The 21,257-nt window shown below is 60.9% G+C and carries 20 protein-coding genes; 7 read left to right on the top strand and 13 right to left on the bottom strand.

Features of this window, described 5'->3' with window-relative positions; all coding sequences use genetic code 11:
- Positions 1-26: 26 nt before the first annotated feature.
- Positions 27-1,541, bottom strand: a complete 1,515-nt coding sequence (ilvA, locus tag ACMYUN_RS16340) for a threonine ammonia-lyase, biosynthetic (RefSeq protein ID WP_039757497.1) — start codon at positions 1,539-1,541, stop codon at positions 27-29.
- A 315-nt stretch (positions 1,542-1,856) separates the two neighbouring features.
- Here ilvA and rpiA point away from each other — a divergent pair, with 315 nt between their 5' ends.
- Positions 1,857-2,531, top strand: coding sequence for a ribose-5-phosphate isomerase RpiA (gene rpiA / locus ACMYUN_RS16335; protein WP_039757496.1), 675 nt, complete (start codon positions 1,857-1,859; stop codon positions 2,529-2,531).
- Positions 2,532-2,672: 141 nt separating this feature from the next.
- Here rpiA and ACMYUN_RS16330 read toward each other — a convergent pair whose 3' ends face one another.
- From ACMYUN_RS16330 to ACMYUN_RS16315, 4 genes are all read right to left on the bottom strand, one after another.
- Positions 2,673-3,590, bottom strand: a complete 918-nt coding sequence (locus ACMYUN_RS16330; protein WP_415761135.1) for an SdiA-regulated domain-containing protein — start codon at positions 3,588-3,590, stop codon at positions 2,673-2,675.
- Positions 3,591-3,706: 116 nt separating this feature from the next.
- The gene (locus ACMYUN_RS16325) at positions 3,707-4,630 is read right to left on the bottom strand and encodes an SdiA-regulated domain-containing protein (RefSeq protein ID WP_415761134.1); all 924 of its coding nucleotides are present in this window, start codon (positions 4,628-4,630) and stop codon (positions 3,707-3,709) included.
- Between the two features lie 300 nt (positions 4,631-4,930).
- The gene (locus ACMYUN_RS16320; protein WP_024014705.1) at positions 4,931-5,596 is read right to left on the bottom strand and encodes a fumarylacetoacetate hydrolase family protein; all 666 of its coding nucleotides are present in this window, start codon (positions 5,594-5,596) and stop codon (positions 4,931-4,933) included.
- A gap of 41 nt (positions 5,597-5,637) precedes the next feature.
- Complete coding sequence (locus ACMYUN_RS16315; RefSeq protein WP_415761133.1) at positions 5,638-7,032, bottom strand: FAD-binding oxidoreductase; 1,395 nt, start codon at positions 7,030-7,032, stop codon at positions 5,638-5,640.
- A gap of 205 nt (positions 7,033-7,237) precedes the next feature.
- On the opposite strand from ACMYUN_RS16315, the gene serA reads away from it, so the two are divergent.
- Positions 7,238-8,467: a phosphoglycerate dehydrogenase gene (gene serA, locus ACMYUN_RS16310; protein ID WP_415761132.1), complete on the top strand. Its 1,230-nt coding sequence runs from the start codon at positions 7,238-7,240 to the stop codon at positions 8,465-8,467.
- Positions 8,468-8,586: 119 nt separating this feature from the next.
- Here the strand turns inward: serA and ACMYUN_RS16305 are convergent, their stop codons facing one another.
- Positions 8,587-9,012 (bottom strand): DUF4399 domain-containing protein, encoded by a 426-nt coding sequence (locus tag ACMYUN_RS16305; protein WP_024014708.1) that lies wholly within the window; start codon positions 9,010-9,012, stop codon positions 8,587-8,589.
- 135 nt (positions 9,013-9,147) lie between these two features.
- On the opposite strand from ACMYUN_RS16305, the gene ACMYUN_RS16300 reads away from it, so the two are divergent.
- A complete protein-coding gene (locus ACMYUN_RS16300; protein WP_415761131.1) occupies positions 9,148-9,714 on the top strand; it encodes a transporter substrate-binding domain-containing protein in 567 nt (188 codons plus the stop codon).
- Positions 9,715-9,817: 103 nt separating this feature from the next.
- Here the strand turns inward: ACMYUN_RS16300 and ACMYUN_RS16295 are convergent, their stop codons facing one another.
- Positions 9,818-10,303: a DUF523 domain-containing protein gene (locus ACMYUN_RS16295; protein ID WP_415761130.1), complete on the bottom strand. Its 486-nt coding sequence runs from the start codon at positions 10,301-10,303 to the stop codon at positions 9,818-9,820.
- Between the two features lie 2 nt (positions 10,304-10,305).
- Positions 10,306-10,938 (bottom strand): 2OG-Fe(II) oxygenase, encoded by a 633-nt coding sequence (locus tag ACMYUN_RS16290; RefSeq protein ID WP_073470999.1) that lies wholly within the window; start codon positions 10,936-10,938, stop codon positions 10,306-10,308.
- A 108-nt stretch (positions 10,939-11,046) separates the two neighbouring features.
- On the opposite strand from ACMYUN_RS16290, the gene ACMYUN_RS16285 reads away from it, so the two are divergent.
- The gene (locus ACMYUN_RS16285; protein ID WP_024014712.1) at positions 11,047-11,778 is read left to right on the top strand and encodes a DUF2059 domain-containing protein; all 732 of its coding nucleotides are present in this window, start codon (positions 11,047-11,049) and stop codon (positions 11,776-11,778) included.
- 132 nt (positions 11,779-11,910) lie between these two features.
- Here the strand turns inward: ACMYUN_RS16285 and ACMYUN_RS16280 are convergent, their stop codons facing one another.
- Complete coding sequence (locus tag ACMYUN_RS16280) at positions 11,911-12,858, bottom strand: alpha/beta hydrolase (RefSeq protein ID WP_039757480.1); 948 nt, start codon at positions 12,856-12,858, stop codon at positions 11,911-11,913.
- 98 nt (positions 12,859-12,956) lie between these two features.
- Here ACMYUN_RS16280 and ACMYUN_RS16275 point away from each other — a divergent pair, with 98 nt between their 5' ends.
- Positions 12,957-13,535 (top strand): DUF6436 domain-containing protein, encoded by a 579-nt coding sequence (locus tag ACMYUN_RS16275; protein ID WP_415761129.1) that lies wholly within the window; start codon positions 12,957-12,959, stop codon positions 13,533-13,535.
- Positions 13,536-13,637: 102 nt separating this feature from the next.
- Positions 13,638-16,049 carry a penicillin acylase family protein gene (locus tag ACMYUN_RS16270; protein ID WP_415761128.1) on the top strand — a complete coding sequence of 804 codons (2,412 nt, stop codon included), beginning with the start codon at positions 13,638-13,640 and terminating at the stop codon, positions 16,047-16,049.
- Positions 16,050-16,163: 114 nt separating this feature from the next.
- On the opposite strand, the gene ACMYUN_RS16265 is transcribed toward ACMYUN_RS16270, so the two are convergent.
- The gene (locus ACMYUN_RS16265; RefSeq protein ID WP_415761127.1) at positions 16,164-17,129 is read right to left on the bottom strand and encodes a GlxA family transcriptional regulator; all 966 of its coding nucleotides are present in this window, start codon (positions 17,127-17,129) and stop codon (positions 16,164-16,166) included.
- Positions 17,130-17,440: 311 nt separating this feature from the next.
- Between ACMYUN_RS16265 and ACMYUN_RS16260 the strand changes: the two genes are divergently transcribed.
- The gene (locus ACMYUN_RS16260) at positions 17,441-18,082 is read left to right on the top strand and encodes an HD domain-containing protein (protein ID WP_310403310.1); all 642 of its coding nucleotides are present in this window, start codon (positions 17,441-17,443) and stop codon (positions 18,080-18,082) included.
- A gap of 175 nt (positions 18,083-18,257) precedes the next feature.
- Here the strand turns inward: ACMYUN_RS16260 and ACMYUN_RS16255 are convergent, their stop codons facing one another.
- From ACMYUN_RS16255 to ACMYUN_RS16245, 3 genes are read right to left on the bottom strand one after another with little or no spacing between them, the layout of a single operon-like run.
- A complete protein-coding gene (locus ACMYUN_RS16255) occupies positions 18,258-19,148 on the bottom strand; it encodes an ABC transporter permease subunit (protein WP_415761126.1) in 891 nt (296 codons plus the stop codon).
- Positions 19,145-20,026, bottom strand: coding sequence for an ABC transporter permease subunit (locus ACMYUN_RS16250; RefSeq protein ID WP_178083722.1), 882 nt, complete (start codon positions 20,024-20,026; stop codon positions 19,145-19,147). The genes ACMYUN_RS16255 and ACMYUN_RS16250 overlap by 4 nt, the downstream gene beginning before the upstream one ends.
- Before the next feature lie 35 nt (positions 20,027-20,061).
- The gene (locus ACMYUN_RS16245; RefSeq protein ID WP_016772662.1) at positions 20,062-21,204 is read right to left on the bottom strand and encodes an ABC transporter ATP-binding protein; all 1,143 of its coding nucleotides are present in this window, start codon (positions 21,202-21,204) and stop codon (positions 20,062-20,064) included.
- Positions 21,205-21,257: the final 53 nt, after the last annotated feature.

The following is a 21,257-nucleotide window of genomic DNA, read 5'->3' as shown; positions in this document are numbered from 1 at the left end:
AGATCCATGCCCATCAGCGTAGCCGCTCAGCCAAGAAACAGCTGATAGGCCGGGTTGTCGCTTTCATCCCAATACGGGTAGCCGATTTCCGCCAGTGCCGCCGGCACCAGATGACGCTCGTCATGGGGCACTTGCAGGCCGGCAACCACACGGCCGTCCGCCGCGCCGTGGTTGCGGTAGTGGAACATCGAGATATTCCAGCGCCCGCCGAGCTTGTTGAGGAAGTTGAACAGCGCGCCCGGACGTTCCGGGAACTCGAAACGCAGCACCACTTCATCGACCACCTGCGCCGCGCGGCCGCCGACCATGTGGCGGATGTGCAGCTTGGCCAGTTCATTGTCGGTCAGGTCGATGACCGGGAAACCCTGCTCGGTCAGGCTCGCCAGCAAGGCGCTGCGCGGGTCGTTGTCCGGATGGGTCTGCACGCCGACGAAGATGTGCGCTTCGCTGCCGGTGTTGTAGCGGTAATTGAATTCAGTGATCTGGCGCTTGCCGATGGCTTCGCAGAACGCCTTGAAGCTGCCGGCCTTTTCCGGGATGGTCACGGCGATGATCGCCTCGCGACCTTCGCCCAGTTCGGCGCGCTCGGCGACGTGGCGCAGGCGGTCGAAGTTGACGTTGGCGCCGGAGTCGATGGCGACGAAGGTCTGGCCGCTGACGCCACGCTGCTCGACGTATTTCTTGATCCCGGCCACGCCCAGCGCACCGGCAGGTTCAGTGATCGAGCGGGTATCGTCGTAGATATCCTTGATCGCCGCGCAGATTTCGTCGGTGCTGACAGTGATCACTTCATCGACGTAATCCTTGCAGATCTCGAAGGTGTACTGGCCGATCTGCGCCACCGCTACGCCGTCGGCGAAGATGCCCACGGTCGGCAGAACCACGCGCTCGCCCGCCGCCATCGCTGCTTGCAGGCAGTTGGAATCGTCCGGCTCGACGCCAATCACCTTGATGTCCGGACGCAGGTATTTCACGTACGCCGCAATACCGGCGATCAGCCCGCCACCGCCGACCGGGACGAAAATCGCGTCCAGCGGCTGCGGGTGCTGACGGAGGATTTCCATGGCCACGGTGCCCTGCCCGGCAATGGTGTGCGGATCGTCGTACGGGTGGATGTAGACGTAGCCTTTTTCATCGACCAGTTTCAGCGAGTAGGCCAGCGCTTCCGGGAACGAGTCACCGTGCAGCACCACTTTGCCGCCGCGCGAACGCACGCCTTCGACTTTGATTTCCGGGGTGGTCTTGGGCATGACGATAGTGGCTTTGACGCCCAACACTTTCGCCGCCAGAGCCAGACCCTGCGCATGATTGCCCGCCGACGCGGTGACCACGCCACGGGCGCGCTCCTCGTCAGTCAGCTGGGTGAGTTTGTTGTAGGCACCGCGAATCTTGAACGAGAACACCGGCTGCAAGTCTTCGCGCTTGAGCCAGATGTCGTTGCCCAGCCGCTCGGAGAGCTGGCGAGCGTTCTGCAGCGGGGTTTCTACGGCAACGTCATAAACGCGCGAGGTGAGGATCTTTTTGACGTACTGTTCGAGCATCGGAAAGCATCACTGGCGATTGGGCGGGACCAGCGAGTCTAACCCGCCTTTTGCCGAGGCGACCACACTAAACAGGTGGTTTTAGGGTCTGGAAACCCATTCTTGAGTGAGCACCGTTGTGGCGAGGGGATTTATCCCCGTTGGAGTGCGAAGCGCTCCCCTGCTTTTTTTCAGTCACACCGCGTTCCTGGGTTTTACGACGACTGCGTCGCCGAACGGGATAAATCCCCTCGCTACAGCTTGTTTCCCCCTGTACCACCGCGAGGCCTATAATGCCGGCCTTTCTGCCCACCCCTTGCCCGCTTCGGAGCCCGCATGACCCAGGATCAACTCAAACAGGCCGTGGCCCAGGCCGCCGTCGATTTCATCCTGCCGAAACTCGACGACAAGAGCATTGTCGGCGTCGGCACCGGCTCCACCGCCAACTGCTTCATCGACGCCCTGGCCCAGCACAAGGGCGCGTTCGATGGCGCGGTCGCCAGCTCCGAAGCCACCGCCGCGCGCCTCAAAGGCCACGGGATTCCGGTGTACGAGCTCAATACCGTCAGCGATCTGGAGTTCTACATCGACGGCGCCGATGAGAGCGACGCGCACCTGAACCTGATCAAGGGCGGCGGCGCGGCCCTGACCCGCGAGAAGATTGTCGCCGCCGTGGCCAAGACTTTCATCTGCATCGCCGACGCCAGCAAACTGGTGCCGGTACTCGGCGAGTTCCCGCTGCCGGTGGAAGTAATCCCGATGGCCCGCAGCCACGTAGCCCGCCAACTGGTGAAACTCGGTGGCGACCCGGTGTACCGCGAAGGCGTGTTGACCGACAACGGCAACATCATCCTCGACGTGTTCAACCTGCAGATCACCAACCCGGTGGAGCTGGAAGCGCAGATCAATGCCATCGTCGGCGTGGTCACCAACGGCCTGTTCGCCGCGCGCCCGGCGGATCTGTTATTGCTGGGCACCAGCGAAGGCGTGAAAACCCTGAAGGCTGAGTAACAGACTGCCCGAATCATGGGCAGACAAATAAACCAGTGGGAGCGAGCCTGCTCGCGAATGCGCCGGTTCAGCCAACATCTTTATTGACTGGCCAACCGCATTCGCGAGCAGGCTCGCTCCCACAGTGTTTTGTGGTGTTGGTCAGTTTTGCGTGGGCTTTTTGAAGACGTAAAACAGATTCGGCTCGCTCACCAGGTACAACGTGCCATCATCATCCATCGCAATTCCCTCGGCCTGCGGCACGGTTTTCTGTAACCCCTGGCGCCCACCGCTGATCGACATGGTGCTCAACGGACGGCCGTCGACATCCAGCTCGATAATCAAACGCGACTCGTCCGACAGTGCCAGCAAGTGCCCGCTGCGTTCGTCGTACTGCAGACTCGACAGATCACGCACGAACATCCCGGCATCGCGCTTGGGGTTGTTGATCACGTGCACGGCGTAGGTCTTGTCGGGTTTGAAATGCGGGAAACCGTGGACTTCGTAAATCAGCATCGGGTCGCGTTCTTTCGCCACGAACAGCCGCTTGCCCACCGAGTCGTAAGCCAGCCCCTCGAAACCCTTGTTGCTGGCCATGTGCACACCGAGGGTCATCTGCTCGGCGTCTTCGGCATCGAGGAAAGTGGTGTCGGCTTCAAGGTGGATCTTGATCAGGCGTTGCTGGCGCTCGTCGGTGATCACGTAAGTGTCGGCACTGATGTACTCGACCGCTTCCGGATCGCCGAACCCGACCAGGGCAATGCGCCGCAGGATCTTGCCTTCCAGCGACAGTTCGATCAGTTCGGAATTCTTGTTGGTCACGGTGAACAGGCTTTTGCGCACCGGATCGTAGGTCAGCGCCGAAACGTCATCGTCGAGCCCCTCAATCGGCCGCGCTTCGATGGTCACCCGATATTGATCCAGGCCAATCGCCTCGCTGCTCAACGGCTGCCACAACGTGTGCAGGTTGAACCAGGCGCGCTCGAACAGGCGCAGGTATTGGCCGAGCGCGAGCAACGCGATCAGGGCAATCATCAACAGGACAAGAATCAGCGGTTTGGGACGGGCAAGTCGACGCATTGGGGGGGCTCGGATTCAAAACAGGCCGATGAAATATCACGCCTGTCTGAACTGAAGCTTAATGGCCACTTGCCTGCCACTACAACCGCACAATTCCGCGATTGTCGTAGGGAAAATTACCGGTGTTTTTCGAAGCGGTAGAACAGGTTCGGTTCGCTGACCATGTACAGCGTGCCGTCCTCGTCCATCGTCACCCCTTCGGCGCGGGGAATGGTGTCTTTCAAACCGTTGAAATTGCCGAGCAGGGTCATGAAGCTGACCTGCTCGCCGCTCTCGTCCAGTTCCAGCAAAAGGTGCGAATCGGCGGACAACACCAGCAGATGGCCAGTGCGTGGGTCGACCGCCAGCGCTGAGAGGTTGCGAATATCGAGCTCGTCGCTGGCCAGTTTCTGCTTTTCGCCGGTCAGTGTCTGGCTGCCGTCGCTCTTCCAGGTGAACAGCGCTGGCGGGCGTTCTTCCCCCAACACCAGCTGTCGATTACGCGGATCCCACGTGATGGCTTCAAAGGCTTTGTTCTGGTCTTTCGACGGCCCGAGGTCGTACTTCGGAAAGTCGGCCATGTTCAGCTCGCGTGTACCGGCGTCGACCTTGACGATCGACAGTATGTGCTGACGTTCATCTACAATCGCCAGCAGGCCGTTTTCCATGACCGTCAGGCCTTCCGGATTGCTCCAGCCCACCAGCGGCATCTTGCGCAGGACATCGCCCTGCAGTGTCAGCTCAGCGAGGAACGGATTTTTGCCCATCACCGAAAACAGGGTTTTGGTCTGCGGGTTGTAAGCCAGGTCGGAAGCTTCGTCCTTTTCCATGCCCGGCAGCGGCTTGGCATCAATCACCACCTGATAATCGGGCAGCCACACACTCTCCTTCTGCTCGGCCTTGCTCTCGAAACGCTCCAGCACCCACAACACGCCACGATCATCCCAGTGCATGGCGAACGCCAGCCCATAGGCTGCGGCGATGACCAGCAACAGCCAGACATACCAGCGCAGGACGAAGCGGGATCGGAGGGAGGGTTTCTGCTGAGTTGGAGGTGCCATCGAGGGATGCGTTCCGTTAATTCAGGCCAAGGGTAATAGCACAAAGAGGCCGGCTGAGACGCCAGAATCGCGGAAATTATCCAGAGAGGATGTGAAAAAAACGGGAAATGGCGGGATCGCCGTGTGCATTTTGCCAGCAGCAACACATTACAGATATGGAATGGCCCTTGTGGCGAGGGGATTCATCCCCGTTGGACTGCGCAGCAGGCCCCTCTTTAAGATCAAGAGGGGCCCGCTTCGCGCGCCACCGGGGATAAATCCCCTCACCACAAAGCTCACCCCCTACAAGGGGTTCTGCGGTTAGCGCACGCTGCTGCTGAAGCTGCTCGCCCCTGGCAGTTCGAGGACGATCTCATCGCCGACGTTCAGCGGGCCGACGCCCACTGGCGTACCGGTGAGGATCACGTCACCGGCCTGCAGCGAGAAGCAGCCGGCCATGTGCTGGATCATCGGCACGATCGGGTTGAGCATCGCGCTGCTGTTGCCGTCCTGGCGCACTTCGCCGTTGATGGTCAGGCGGATGCCGATATCGGTCAGGTCAGCGAAGGTGCTGCCGACCACGAAGGGGGCGATCACCGCCGCGCCATCGAACGACTTGGCGATTTCCCATGGCAGGCCCTTGGCTTTCAGCTCGGCCTGCTTGTCGCGCAGGGTCAGGTCCAGCGCCGGGGCGAAGCCGGAGATCGCATCGAGGACTTCTTCACGGCTCGGCTTGGTCGACAACGGCTTGCCGATCAATACGGCGATTTCCGCTTCGTAGTGCACCGAACCGCGCTCGGTCGGAATGCTGAAACCGCCTTCCAGCGGCACCACGCAACTGCCCGGCTTGATGAACAGCAGCGGCTCGGTCGGCACCGGGTTGTCCAGTTCCTTGGCGTGCTCGGCGTAATTGCGGCCAATGCACACGACTTTCCCGATCGGAAAGTGGATGCGCGTGCCGTCGACGTACTGGTGCTGATAGCTCATTTACCGACTCCTGCCTTTATTGATTCAACAGAGATTACCGATCAAACCGGGAAAATCTTGCCCGGGTTCATGATGCCGTTCGGGTCGAACACTGCCTTGACCGCTTTCATGTACTCGATCTCGGCCGGCGAGCGGCTGTAGGTCAGGTAATCACGCTTGGTCATGCCCACGCCGTGCTCGGCCGAGATCGAGCCGTTGTACTTCTCGACCGTTTCGAACACCCACTTGTTGACGGTGGCGCACTTGGCGAAGAACTCGTCCTTGCTCAGGTTTTCGGGCTTGAGGATGTTCAGGTGCAGATTGCCGTCGCCGATGTGGCCGAACCAGACGATTTCGAAATCCGGGTAGTGCTCGCCAACGATCGCGTCGATTTCGCGCAGGAACGCCGGCACTTTCGAGACGGTCACCGAGATGTCGTTCTTGTACGGCGTCCAGTGGGAAATGGTTTCGGAGATGTACTCGCGCAGCTTCCACAAGTTGTGCAGCTGGGTTTGGCTCTGACTCATCACGCCGTCCAGCACCCAGCCCTGCTCGACGCAGTGTTCGAAGGTTTCCAGCGCGCTGTTGGCCACTTCTTCAGTGGTCGCTTCGAATTCCAGCAAGGCGTAGAACGGGCACTCGGTTTCAAATGGAGCCGGCACGTCGCCGCGGCCCATGACCTTGGCCAAGGCCTTGTCGGAGAAGAATTCGAAAGCGGTCAGGTCGAGCTTGCCCTGGAAGGCGTGCAGCACCGGCATGATCGAATCGAAATCGGCGGTGCCGAGGACCATCGCCGTGAGGTTTTTCGGCGCGCGATCGAGGCGCATGGTCGCTTCGACGACGAAACCGAGGGTGCCTTCGGCGCCGATGAACAGCTGACGCAGGTCGTAACCGGTAGCGTTCTTGATCAGGTCCTTGTTCAGCTCGAGCACGTCGCCCTTGCCGGTGACGACTTTCATGCCGGCCACCCAGTTGCGGGTCATGCCGTAGCGAATCACTTTGATTCCGCCGGCATTGGTGCCGATATTGCCGCCAACCTGGCTGGAACCCGCCGAGGCGAAGTCGACCGGATAGTACAGGCCGTTTTCTTCGGCGACGTTCTGCAGATGCTCGGTGACCACACCCGGCTGGCACACGGCGGTGCGGTCGGTGAGGTTGACGTCGAGAATCTGGTTCATGTAATCGAACGAAACCACCACTTCGCCATTGGCCGCCACTGCTGCGGCGGACAGCCCGGTGCGCCCGCCGGACGGCACCAGTGCGACCTTGTGGGTGTTGGCCCAACGCACCACGGCCTGCACTTGCTCGATGGTCTTGGGAAACACGATGGCGCTCGGCGCCGGGGCGAAATGCTTGGTCCAATCCTTGCCGTAGGTGTTCAGGGAGTCGGCGTCGGTGAGGACTTTGCCAGGCTCAACCAGGGTCTTCAGTTCATCAATCAGCGCAGGATTGGTCATCGACAGAACTCTCGAACAATTCATGGTCATCCTGAGAACGCTTCACGTCGCAGGAATGAGTGTTTAGCGGGGTGGCTATGCTAGCATACCGACCCCGCAGGACAGTGCCCAAGGCCAGATCCGCGGTGACGGCTTTGTTGCCGTGCGGGTCAGCTCCAGGCTGCTCCCTCCCTGCCATTTTTCTCCGGGATACAGGTTTACGCAGATGAGCAAGACTTCTCTCGATAAGAGCAAGATCAAGTTCCTTCTTCTCGAAGGCGTCCACCAATCGGCTGTCGACGTCCTCAAGGCGGCGGGCTACACCAGCATCGAATACCTGACTGGTTCCTTGCCGGAAGCCCAGCTCAAGGAAAAGATCGCTGACGCTCACTTCATCGGCATTCGCTCGCGCACGCAACTGACCGAAGAGATCTTCGATCACGCGAAGAAACTGGTCGCGGTCGGCTGTTTCTGCATCGGCACCAACCAGGTTGACCTCAGTGCGGCCCGCGAGCGCGGTATCGCCGTGTTCAACGCGCCGTACTCCAACACCCGCTCCGTAGCGGAACTGGTACTGGCCGAAGCGATCCTGCTGCTGCGCGGCATCCCTGAGAAAAATGCCTCCTGCCACCGTGGTGGCTGGATCAAGTCCGCCGCCAACTCGTTCGAGATCCGTGGCAAGAAGCTGGGCATCGTCGGCTACGGCTCGATCGGCACGCAGCTGTCGGTGCTGGCTGAAGGCCTGGGCATGCAGGTGTTCTTCTATGACACCGTGACCAAGCTGCCACTGGGCAACGCCACGCAGGTCAACAACCTGCACGAGCTGCTGGGCATGTCCGACATCGTCACCCTGCACGTACCGGAAACCGCCGCCACTCAGTGGATGATCGGCGAGAAGGAAATCCGTGCAATCAAGAAGGGCGGCATCCTGATCAACGCCGCGCGCGGCACCGTGGTCGAGCTCAACGCCCTGGCGGACGCGATCAAGGACAAGCACCTGATCGGCGCAGCCATCGACGTGTTCCCGGTGGAACCACGCTCCAACGACGAAGAGTTCGAAAGCCCGCTGCGTGGCCTCGACAACGTGATCCTGACCCCGCACATCGGTGGCTCGACCGCCGAAGCGCAAGCCAACATCGGTCTGGAAGTGGCAGAGAAACTGGTCAAGTACAGCGACAACGGTACTTCGGTGTCGTCGGTGAACTTCCCGGAAGTGGCCCTGCCGGCTCACCCTGGCAAGCACCGCCTGCTGCACATCCACGAGAACATCCCGGGTGTGATGAGCGAGATCAACAAGGTCTTTGCCGAAAACGGCATCAACATTTCCGGTCAGTTCCTGCAGACCAACGAGAAAGTCGGCTATGTGGTGATCGACGTCGACGCCGAATATTCCGAGCTGGCGCAAGAGAAGCTGCAACACGTCAACGGTACTATCCGTAGTCGGGTGCTTTTCTAAAAGCAGCTACAAGCCGCAAGCTACAAGCGGCAAGTGAAAGCGCTGTGCCGTTACTTGCCGCTTGCAGCTAGCCACTCGAAGCTGAATAAAAAAAGGGAGCCCCGCAGGGCTCCCTTTTTTTATTTCACGTTAACCGTGATTTTTTCCGAAACGATCGATGGGTCGAACGGCATGTGGCCGCTGTCGCCGAGGATCAGTTGCAAGGTGTGCTTGCCCGGAGCCAGTTTGATCGTGGCTTCGGTCTGCGCCTTGCCGAAATGCATGTGGTGGGCGTCAGTCGGGATCGGCGCGCCTTCGGCCGGCAGGTCGTCGACGTCGATCAGCAGGTGATGGTGGCCGGTGTTCTTGGTGGTGTCACCCGCCGGGGCCAGCGCGATGTTCTTGACGCCGAACTTGACCTTGAATTCCTGGGAGACGGTAGCCCCATCCTCGGGAGAAACGATGAACACTTCAGCATCTTTCGGCGCCGGCGTCGCCGCACTGGCCAGCACCGAAACACCCATCAGCACACCGGCCAACGCTGCACGTGACAAAAAGCTTTTCATTTTCTTCTCCAGTTTTTCCGTAAAATCCGCACGGTCATGACAACTTCATGACCATTCGTTGTCGAAGGCACTCGACAACCATAGCAAAGCGAGCCTGAATCAGAGCGTCGCGATAATGATTTCAAAGGAGTGACCATGCGCCTGCTGCCTGGCCTGTTCTGCCTGCTACCCCTTCTGAGCCCGCTGGTTCACGCCGAACTGATTGATGACGTCAACGACCGTGGCGAGCTGCGCATAGCCCTTGAGGCTAATACACCGCCCTTCAATTACAAGGAGGGCGACACCCTCACGGGGTTCGAGGTCGAGCTTGGGCAACTGATCGCCAACGAGCTGGATGTACGCGCCGACTTCATCGTCACCGACGAGGGCGACCTGCTCCAGGGCGTTGAAAGCGGCAAGTACGACGTCGCGCTCAACCACATAGCACTGACACCCGAACTCAAGGATCGTTTCGACTTCAGCGAGCCGTACGGCCAGGTCGACGGGCAGTTGTTGGCGAAGAAGGACGAGACGCCGCGGCCGATGGTGCTGGTGCAGGCGTTGACCGAAGCGAAGCCGAAAGCGGCAGCGCCGGTGGAATTGGCGATACCGTTTCAGAAGGGTAATCCGGCGTTTCAGGCCAGCCTCAAGAGCGCGCTGGAACGGATCAAGGCGGATGGGCGTTTGGCGGCGCTGTCGAAGAAGTGGTTCACCGAACCGTAGAAGCTGCCGCAGGCTGCGATCTTTTGATGTTGATTCAAAAAATCAAAAGATCGCAGCCTCGTTTCACTCGTCAGCCTCCTACAGTTGAATTGGTGCTGGCGCTTTAGTCGAGTCGGGCCAGGGCCTGCGCGGCTTGCGGCAGCTCAAGCTCACTGAAAACCCGAACCCCATGACGCTTGAGCAACGCCGCCGTCACCCCCTCGCCACTGACTCTGACCCCACTGAACGTGCCGTCATACGTCAGCAGATTCCCGCAAGAAGGACTGTTGGCCTTGAGCACCGCCACCCGAATGCCGTGCTTTTGCACCAGTTCCAGCGCTTGCCGTGCACCCTCGAGAAACTGCGCGCTGACATCCTTGCCATCGGTAGTGATCACAGCAGCAATGCCATCCAGCACCTCACCGCCCTGCCCGCCCGGAATCTCAGCCGCCGCCCGCGGCGTCGGCAATCCACCGGCCACCTCTGGACACAACGGCACCACGCGCCCTTCTTCGATCCACTGCTCAAGCAGATCAAACGGCCCGCTCGCACCACCGTCATAACGCACGCGATGGCCCAACAGGCAGCGACTGACCAGGATCTTTTCCATGTTCAGAACGGCTCGTTGCCACGGCGACGGAACCAGCCAGTCAGCGACAGGCGCTCGCGATGGGCCGGCATCACTTCGTGGGGCACTTCGCCGGAGAGAAACACCACCAGACAGCCGCCGGTCGGCTGTACGTCATGCACGCGTTCCTCGCCCAGGTACATGCGCAATTGGCCACCGTCCTCCGGCAGCCAGGCGTCATTGAGATAGATCACCGCCGACACCATGCGCCGGTCATCATCGCGAAAGCGGTCAACGTGCTTGAGGTAGAACGCGCCGGGCGGGTACAGGGCGAAATGGCATTCGAAATCCTCAAGCCCCAGAAACAAGCCGCGATTGAGTGCCTCGCGCAGACTGTCCATCAGGCTCAGGTAACGGTCGGTGGCCTCGGCCTGACCCGGGTCGATCCACTGGATGTGATCGCCGCGAATACCCTCGCGAATCTCCGAAAACGGCCCGCGACCGACCGCTGCCGGCGCCAGCTCACCTTCGGCTTCACGTTTACGGCACTCGGCCGCCAGCGCCCGGGTCAGATCGGCGGGCAGGAAGATGTTCTGCTGCGACCAGCCGTGTTCGGCCAGGTCGTCGACAATGCGTAACAGCAGCGGGTGTTCAGAGGATATCGGCATGGCGCGCATAGTATGCCGACGGCAACAAATCCGACAGAGCCATGCAGCGCCTTGCTACGAATTCTCGACAAGTACCGGCACCGCACGGACAATAGTCCGCTGCTGACAGGAGTCCCTATGCGCCGTTTGCTTTTTTCACTGTTGATGTTCTGCGTATTGCCCGCCTGGGCGGACGGCCACGATCAGTTGTACAAGGTCGCCGGCTGGCCAGAACAACGCGCGCATTTCAACGATGCCCTGAGCGCCGCTCAGCAGCGCTATCAGAACAGCCTGCCGCCTGCGGTATTTCAGGCGCTGGTCAACAATAGCAACCAGCGCTTCGCCGCACAGGCCATGGATCAACGCGCCGAAGCGCAACTGCGGCAGAAACTCGCCGACCCGAAACCGGCGCTGACCTTCTTCCAGTCGCCGCTGGGCAAGAAAATCGTCGCCGCCGAGTTGCTAGCGACTCGTCGCGATCAACTGGCAAAAAATGCCCAGGGCCTGCCAAAAATGCAGGCGAGCGACAGTCGTTTGCTGATCATCGGCCATCTCGCTCAGGCACTGCCGGCCCGTGAAGCTGGCGCCGAGGTCAGTCTGGCGATTGCCGGCGTAGCGGCGGACAGTTTGAGTTCGATGATCCCGGGATTGCTCGGTGGCGGTCAGGCACAGGGCATGTTGAACGGTCAGCGCCAGCGGCTGATGGATCAGATCGGCGCGGATCTGAACAATACGCTGCTCTACGTTTATCGCGATTTGTCGGATGAAGAGCTGGAAGAGTTTGCGACGTTTGCCGAGTCGACCGAGGGCAAGGCTTATTATCAGGCGGCACTGGCGGCGATTCGGGCGGGGTTGGCGGTCGGCCAGTGATCTTCGTTGCCTGACAGACCGCATTCGCGAGCAGGCTCGCTCCCACATTGGGTCTCCAGCGGACACAAAATTTGTGAACAGCCCAACTCCCCTGTGGGAGCGAGCCTGCTCGCGAAGAGGCCCTCACAAGCGCTAAAGGTTTCGGCCCCTGATCCGCTTGCTCAAGAACTCGAAATACTCCTCACGCATCTCCGCCGTCTCATTGGCCAGGTGATGCCGTGCCTCGGCCAACAGCAGAATCTGCGGGCGGTCGAACTTCCATTTCAATACCTGCAGATTGTGCTGCCAATCGACCGTCATGTCCGCCTGCCCCTGAATGATCAGCGGCCGTCGCGGGCTTTTTTTCGCGTGCTCGACGCGAATGATCCAGCGCGACAGCGCGCCCACCCATTTCGTCGGCAGACGCCTTGGCTGTAACGGATCGGCCTGCAGAAACGGCAGGAAATCCGGATCGTTGGAGTTCTCGCTGAAGCGTCGCGCCACACCGCGTACAAACGGCCGCAGCAGGTAATAACTCAACTGCGACCAGCCCCACGCCCTTGGTCGCACCAATGGCGCCAGCAGAATCACTTGCCCCTGCGCCGGACTGTTCTCGCCATGATTAAGCAGATGATCGACGACAATCGCCCCACCGGTGCTCTGCCCACACAAATGCCACGGCTGCGGCAGCGTGATCGAATGAGCTTCGGCAAACAGCGCCTGCAGCATGTGCTGATATTCGGCGAAATCGCGAATGCTCGCCCGCGGCCCGCTCGACAGACCATGCCCCGGCAAGTCGCAGGCGATCACGGCGAAATCCTGATCCAGCGCCCACTCGATCACATGCCGGTACAGGCCGATGTGATCGTAATAACCGTGGAGCAGAAACAGCGTCGCCTTGACCTTCTCCGGCCACCAGCAATGGCTGACCAGCTCGTAGCCATCGACTTCGAAACGACCCATGCCGCGCCACACATCGCGCTCGACGAAGTCGGTCTTGTAGAAGCGCTGATAAGCCTTCGCCTCATCCGATAACGGCTGCCACTCGGCCAACGGCTTGAGGCTCGCGCGTAAATGATCGGGGTCGAAAGTATCAGGCATGCGGGCATTCCAGAGCGGTAAACGGACTTTATCGGCCTGCGATATTCATCTGTAGAGACAGACATGGCAAGCTAGCCCGCCTCTGAGGAAGTCAATCCATGCGTTCGCCGTACCGCACCGCACTGTTCGCCAGCCTGCTCGCGCTGATCTGCGCCGGGGTGCTGTGGGCGGCGTATGACTGGTTTCAGGGCCGCTATCTGCGTGCATTCAGCGAGCACACCGCGGTGTTTTCCGGTGACCCGCTGCGCTTGCCGGGCAACCTCGCCGGGCCGGGCAATATTCGCCTGGTGCACTTCTGGGACCCGGCTTGCCCGTGCAACGTCGGCAATCAACAGCACCTGAGCGAGATGGTCGAACAGTTCGGTCCTCGCGGCGTGGAGTTCTTCGCCGTGCAAAAGCCCGGCAGCCACGGCCAGTTGCCCGCCACCCTCGCCAGCCTGAAAACCATCATCGTCCTGCCCGGCTCCGAACAAATACCCGCCAGTCCCGCCGTGGCGATCTGGGATCGCAGCGGCAAACTTGCATACTTCGGCCCGTACAGCGAAGGTCTGGCCTGCAACTCGAGCAACAGCTTTATCGAACCGATCCTGCATGCCCTGACCGAGGATCGCCCGGTCAATGCCACGCATACGCTGGCGGTGGGGTGTTATTGCCCGTGGCCGGCGGACGCGAAGTAAGGCATTCCGGACTTTTCAAGGACAGCGCTGCAGCGCACAGATGCTCTGTGCTAAATGTTTGCAGCCCGATGGGCGGCCCTCCCGCCTGCACAAGGAGTCACCATGAAGCGTGCGTTCACCGTTGTTGCCCTGCTCATCGTTGTCCTGCTCTGCGCCGTTGGCGGCTATATCTACAGCAAGCAGCCAACGCGCCAGGGCCAGGTCGAGCTGCGCAATCTGCAAGGCTCGGTGACCGTGCGCTACGACGAGCGCGGTGTGCCGCATATCCGCGCCGAGAACGAAACCGACCTCTATCGCGCCCTCGGATATGTCCACGCGCAGGACCGGTTGTTCCAGATGGAAGCCATGCGCCGCCTCGCCCGCGGTGAACTGGCCGAAGTGCTCGGGCCGAAGCTGCTCGACACCGATAAGCTGTTTCGCAGCCTGCGCATCCGCGAGCGCGCGGCCAGTTACGTCGCCAGCCTCGATAGGCAGTCGCCGGCGTGGAAGGGCCTGCAAGCTTATCTGGACGGCATCAACCAATATCAGGACAGCCACGCCGCGCCGATCGAGTTCGACGTGCTGGGCATCCCCAAGCGGCCGTTCACGGCAGAAGACAGCATCAGCGTCGCCGGTTACATGGCCTACAGCTTTGCCGCCGCGTTTCGCACCGAGCCGCTGCTGACCTACGTGCGCGATCAGCTCGGCTCCGATTACCTCAATGTCTTTGATTTGGACTGGCAGGCCAAAGGCGTTCTGGCTACCGATCACACCCGGCACGCGCCGGCCCTCGCCGCCGGCGACTGGCAGGACCTCACCGCCCTCGCCCGCCTCAGAGAACAGGCGCTGCTCGACAACGGCCTGCCGCAGTTTGAGGGCAGCAACGCCTGGGTGATTGCCGGCAGCCGCAGCCAGAGCGGCAAGCCATTGCTGGCCGGCGATCCGCATATCCGTTTCTCGGTGCCGTCGGTGTGGTACGAGGCGCAGCTGTCGGCGCCGGGTTTCGAGTTGTACGGCCATCATCAGGCGCTGGTGCCGTTCGCGTTTCTGGGACACAACCTCGATTTCGGCTGGAGCCTGACCATGTTCCAGAACGACGATCTCGACCTGATCGCCGAGAAGGTCAACCCGGACAATACCAATCAGGTCTGGTATCGCGGCCAGTGGACCGACCTGCTCGTGAGCGAGCAGCAGATCAATGTGAAGGGACAGGCGCCGGTGACGATAACCCTGCGCCAGTCCCCGCACGGGCCGATCGTCAACGATGCGCTGGGCACTGCTGCCGGGAAAACACCGATCGCCATGTGGTGGGCCTTTCTGGAAACGCCGAACCCGATCCTTGAAGGCTTCTACCAGCTCAACCGTGCCGACACCCTGACCAAGGCCCGCGCGGCTGCGGCCAGGGTCCAGGCACCGGGGCTGAATCTGATTTACGCCAACGCCAAAGGTGATATCGCCTGGTGGGCGTCGGCGCTGCTGCCCAAGCGGCCGGCCGGGGTGAAACCGGAATTCATTCTCGATGGCAGCACCAATCAGGCGGACAAGGAGGGTTACTACCCGTTCAGCGCCAACCCGCAGGAAGAGAACCCGGCGCGGGGCTATATCGTCTCGGCCAACTTCCAGCCCGTGTCGCCGACCGGCATGGAGATTCCCGGTTACTACAACCTTGCCGATCGCGGCCAGCAGCTCGATCGTCAACTCAGCGACGACCGGGTGAAGTGGAGCAACGAGGCCAACCAGAAACTGCAACTGGGCACGGCGACAAGTTATGGACCGCGTCTGTTGGCGCCGCTGCTGCCGGTGTTGCGTGAAGTGGTGAGCGATCCGGCGCAACGCAAACTGGTCGAGCAACTGGCGCAATGGCCCGGCGACTATCCGCTGGATTCGGTCAGCGCGACGGTGTTCAACCAGTTCCTCTACGACCTTGCCGACGCGGCGATGCGCGATGAGTTGGGCAATGACTTTTTCGAAACGATGCTGTCGACGCGGGTGATCGATTCCGCCTTGCCACGCCTGGCGGCGAAGGCGGATTCACCGTGGTGGGACAATCGCAGCACGCCAGCCAAAGAAACCCGCGCCGATGTCGTGCGCACGGCGTGGGCGGCAAGCATGGCGCATCTGAAACTCACCCTCGGCGATAACGTGGCCGGTTGGCAGTGGGGCGCGGCGCACACCCTGACTCACGGCCATCCGCTGGGGCAGCAGAAGCCGCTGGATCGCCTGTTTAACGTCGGCCCGTTCGCAGCGCCGGGCAGCCACGAAGTGCCGAACAACCTCTCGGCGAAGATCGGCCCGGCGCCGTGGCCGGTGACTTATGGGCCGTCGACCCGGCGTCTGGTGGACTTTGCCGATCCGGTGCATGGCTTGACGATCAACCCGGTCGGCCAGAGTGGCGTACCGTTGGACAGTCACTATGACGACCAGGCCGAGGCGTATGTGGAGGGGATTTATGTTCAGGCGCATTTCAGCGAGGAAGAGGTGCTGGCGAATACGCGCAGTACGTTGAAGCTGTTGCCTGCGCGGGCTGCGCAATAGATTGATGCAATCTGCACCGGCCCTTTCGCGAGCAAGCTCGCTCCCACAGGAGATTGCATTCCAAATGTGGGAGCGAGCTTGCTCGCGAAGAGGCCATCAGCAGCAACCGGAAACTCAAAGCTTCACGGCAAAATTCAGCCGAAACTGCTGCGGCGTCACGCCTAATCTGCGGTTGAACACACTGCGCATATGCTGCGCATCACGAAAACCGCACTGATACGCCACAGTCTTCAACGGCGCCGTGGTGCTTTCCAGCATGACCCGCGCCGCATCCACCCGCGCCCGTTCGACGAACTCCGCCGGGGTCACTTTGGCTTCCCGCGCGAACACCCGGGAGAAATTGCGCGCACTCATGTTCGCCGCATTGGCCAGGTCGGCAATCGTCAGATCGCCAGTGAGATTGGCCAGCACATACAACTGCACCAGCGCCACCGCTGACGTCGGTTCGGCATGCGGCGTGAGGAACGGGCTGAACTGCGATTGCCCGCCCGAGCGCTGGGTGAACACCACCAGCCGTTTCGCCACGCTCAGCGCCACCTCGGCGCCGTGGTCGCGCGCCAGCAGGTACAGCGACAGATCGATGCCCGCCGTGACCCCGGCCGAGGTGTAGAGCGCGCCGTCCTCGACATACAGACGATCCGCCTCGACCCGCGTGCTCGGGCACAACTGCGCCAACGCGTCGGCATCGTTCCAGTGCGTGGTGACGGTGCGCCCCTCGAGCAAACCGGCGCGGGCGAGCATGAACGCGCCATTGCAGATCGAGCCGAAACGCCGGGCGCGGCCACAGGCTTCACGCAACCAAGCGTCGAATGTGGGGCCAAAATCCATGAACGGCAATTGCGGTCCACCGGCGACCAGCAGCAGGTCACAGGCCTGCGTAGATTCGCTGAAATGGCGGTGGGCATGCAGGCTGAGTCCATTGGAACAGGCCATCGCCCCGTGCTCGACGCCGATCACTTCCAGCCGATAGTGATCCTGCGGCGCAAGAAAGCGGTTGGCTTCGGCGAACACGTCCATGGGGCCGCTGACGTCCAGTGACTGCACGCCGGGGAACACCACAATGGCGACGGCTTTGCTCATGACTCAAATGTCCTCAATACCTGTGACAAACACACAAACCTGTGGGAGCGAGCCTGCTCGCGAAGAGGCCGTCACACGCAACATAGCTGTCGAATGACACACCGCCTTCGCGAGCAAGCCCGCTCCCACATGGGCCGTACCTGGCTTGTTGCCCGGGTCACCCTAGCCAATCCACACCCGACAAGCGAGCCTGGCACGATTTGCAGGTGGATTGGCAAGGATCGCAGCCATGCCTCGATTGTTCGCTATGCGCGCCGGGAACAGACTTTCTCCAGCAGCGCCACGACGGCGTTTTCGACGAGGAAACCGTTATGACTAGCACCATCGCCGGCATCAAGATCCCTGATAGCGCCCTCGCCCGGGCCACCACCGAATACATCCGCGACATTGAATCCGACCTGCTTTATCACCACTCGCGCCGGGTTTTTCTGTTCGGTGCCTTGAGCGGCGAGCGCCAGCAACTGGCCTATAACCCGGAGCTGCTGTACGTCGGCGCAATGTTCCACGACCTTGGTCTGGTCGCAGGTCATCGCAGCGATGACGAGCGCTTCGAAGTCGATGGCGCGAATGCCGCGGCAGCCTTTCTCAAGCCTTACGGGCTGAGCGAAGACGATATCGAACAAGTCTGGCTGTCGATCGCATTGCACACCACGCCGGGCGTGCCCAAGCATCTGCGCCCGACCGTCGCGCTGGTCACAGCCGGGGTGGAAATGGACGTGCTGGGCATGGATTACGCGGCGTTCAGCAGCGTGCAGCGCGAAGCCGTGGTGCATGCGCATCCACGCGGGGAAGGTTTCAAGGAGTGCATCATCTGCGCGTTTGCCGACGGCCTGCGTCATCGTCCGCAGACCACGTTCGGCAATGTGAAGACCGATGTGCTGGTGGATCAGGAGCCGGGGTTCAAACCGATGAACTTCGTCGAGGTCATCCGGCAGTCTCCCTGGACTGCTTAAAACCAGATTTGGAACTGGGCCTTGTGGCGAGGGGATTTATCCCCGTTGGGTTGCGAAGCGACCCCAAAAAAAAAGGCCTGCTGCGCAGTCCATCGGGGATAAATCCCCTCACCACAAAAGCCCGCTCTCACATTTTGATTTGGGTTGGCCTCGGGAATGAGACCACCCCGTCGGCTCACACGGTCTGTGGCGCAGGCGCGCGACGTGCGTCCGGTTGCTTCCACGAATCAGCCGCGCTCTCTTCGATGGCTTGCTGGATGGCTTTCTTGCGTGCTTCTTCGGCACGGCGGCTGAAGAACCACACCAGGAAGGTCACCAGCGACACCGCCAGCAGAATCAGGCTGGCCACGGCGTTGATTTCCGGCTTCACGCCCAGGCGCACGGCCGAGAACACTTCCATCGGCAGGGTCGTCGAACCCGGGCCGGACACGAAGCTCGCCAGCACCAGGTCATCCAGCGACAGCGCGAACGACATCATCCCGCCCGCTGCCAGCGACGGTGCGATCATCGGGATGGTGATCAGGAAGAACACCTTCCACGGCCGTGCACCCAGGTCCATCGCCGCCTCTTCGATCGACAGGTCCAGCTCACGCAAGCGCGCCGACACCACGACTGCCACATACGCCGCGCAGAACGTGGTGTGGGCGATCCAGATGGTGACGATGCCGCGTTCCTGCGGCCAGCCGATTATCTGCGCCATGGCCACGAACAGCAGCAACAGCGACAGACCGGTGATCACTTCCGGCATCACCAAGGGCGCAGTCACCAGGCCGCCGAACAGCGTGCGACCCTTGAAGTGGGTGATACGCGTGAGCACGAATGCCGCCAGCGTACCCAGCGCCACCGCGGCAACCGCCGTGTAGCAGGCGATTTCCAGCGAGCGTAACACCGAGCCCATCAATTGCGAGTTGTCGAGCAGGCCGACGTACCACTTGATCGACCAGCCGCCCCACACCGTTACCAGTTTCGAGGCGTTGAACGAGTAGATCACCAGGATCAGCATCGGCAGATAGATGAACAGCAGACCCAATACCAGCATCAGGCTGGAGAAACGGAAGCGCTTCATTCTTTACCCTCCATTTCCTTGGCCTGACTGCGGTTGAACAGGATGATCGGCACAATCAGGATCGCCAGCATCACCACCGCCAGCGCGGACGCCACCGGCCAGTCGCGGTTGTTGAAGAATTCTTGCCACAGCACCTTACCGATCATCAGGGTTTCCGGGCCACCGAGCAGTTCCGGAATCACAAACTCGCCCACCACCGGAATGAACACCAGCATGCAACCGGCAATGATCCCGTTCTTGGACAGCGGAATGGTGATTTTCCAGAAGCTGTTGAAGGTGCTCGAACCGAGGTCGGAAGCTGCTTCCAGCAAGCTTTGATCGTGCTTCACCAGGTTAGCGTACAGCGGCAGGATCATGAACGGCAGGTACGAATAGACCACGCCGATGTACACGGCGAGGTTGGTGTTGAGGATCTGCAGCGGCTCGTCGATCAGGCCCATGCTCATCAGGAAACCGTTGAGCAGACCGTTGTTGCTGAGAATGCCCATCCACGCGTAGACGCGGATCAGGATCGCCGTCCAGGTCGGCATCATGATCAGCAGCACCAGCACCGTTTGCAGCTCTTTGCGGGCGCTGGCGATGGCATAGGCCATCGGGTAACCGATCAGCAGGCAGAGCACGGTGCTGATAAAGGCCATTTTCAGCGAGCCGAGGTAGGCGGCGATGTACAGCTCGTCGTCGCCGAGCATCGCGTAGTTGCCGAGGTTCAGCAGCAGTTGCAGCTTCTGTTCGGCGTAGGTGTAGATCTCGGTGTACGGTGGGATCGCGACATCGGCTTCGGCAAAGCTGATCTTCAGAACGATGAAGAACGGCAGCATGAAGAACAGGAACAGCCAGATGAACGGCACCCCGATGACCATTTGCCGGCCATTGGGGATGATTCGGTTTATACGGCGTTTGAATTTGCGCATGTTCATGAGCGAAGTACCACGCCGCTGTCGTCTTCCCACCACACGTAGACCTGATCACCCCAGGTCGGACGTGCGCCGCGACGTTCGGCGTTGGCGACGAACGACTGCACCAGTTTGCCGCTCGGCAATTCGACGTAGAACACCGAGTGCCCGCCCAGATAAGCGATGTCGTGGACCTTGCCGCTCGACCAGTTGTACTCGCAGGTCGGCATGTCGGCGGTGACCAGCAGTTTTTCCGGGCGAATCGCGTAGGTGACCGACTTGTCCTGGACCGAGGTGCTGATGCCGTGGCCGACGTAGATCTGCCGGTCGAGGTCCTTGCAGGTGATGGTCGCGTGGCCTTCGGCGTCGTCGATCACTTCGCCTTCGAAAATGTTGACGTTGCCGATGAATTCACAGACCAGACGGCTGGTCGGGGTTTCGTAGATGTCGATCGGGCTGCCGATCTGGGCGATCCAGCCCAGGTGCATGATCGCGATGCGCTCGGCCATGGTCATGGCCTCTTCCTGATCGTGAGTCACCATCACGCAGGTCACGCCGACGCGCTCGATGATTTCCACCAGTTCCAGTTGCATCTGCGAACGCAGCTTCTTGTCCAGTGCGCCCATCGGTTCGTCGAGCAGCAACAGCTTCGGCCGCTTGGCCAGCGAGCGGGCCAGGGCCACGCGCTGACGCTGACCGCCGGACAGTTGATGCGGCTTGCGCTTGGCGTACTGGCTCATCTGCACCAGCTTGAGCATCTCGGCCACGCGGGCGTCGATTTCAGCCTTGGGAATCTTATCCTGCTGCAGGCCGAAGGCAATGTTCTGCGCCACGGTCATGTGCGGGAACAGTGCGTAGGACTGAAACATCATGTTGATCGGACGGTCGTACGGCGGCATGTCGGTGATGTCGACGCCGTCGAGGAAAATCCGCCCTTCCGTGGGCCGTTCGAAGCCTGCAAGCATCCGTAGCAAGGTGGATTTGCCCGATCCCGAACCCCCGAGCAGGGCAAAGATCTCGCCCTTCTTGATTTCCAGGGACACGTCGTCCACGGCAATCGTCTCGTCGAACTTCTTCGTGACCCGGTCGATTTTGACCAGCACCTGTTTCGGTGTCTGGTCGCCCTCGAGGGCTTTCTTGTAGGCGCCGGAGGCAACTGCCATTTACGAAACTCCCAACAGAAGCAGCAGTTCGCCCCGCAAGACGAACCCTGGAT

The organism is Pseudomonas sp. CP4 (genome assembly GCF_047758505.1).
GTDB lineage: Bacteria > Pseudomonadota > Gammaproteobacteria > Pseudomonadales > Pseudomonadaceae > Aquipseudomonas > Aquipseudomonas fluorescens_AO.
The sequence above is the reverse complement of the archived record's forward strand: the minus strand, read 5'-3'. Positions and strand labels throughout refer to the sequence as shown.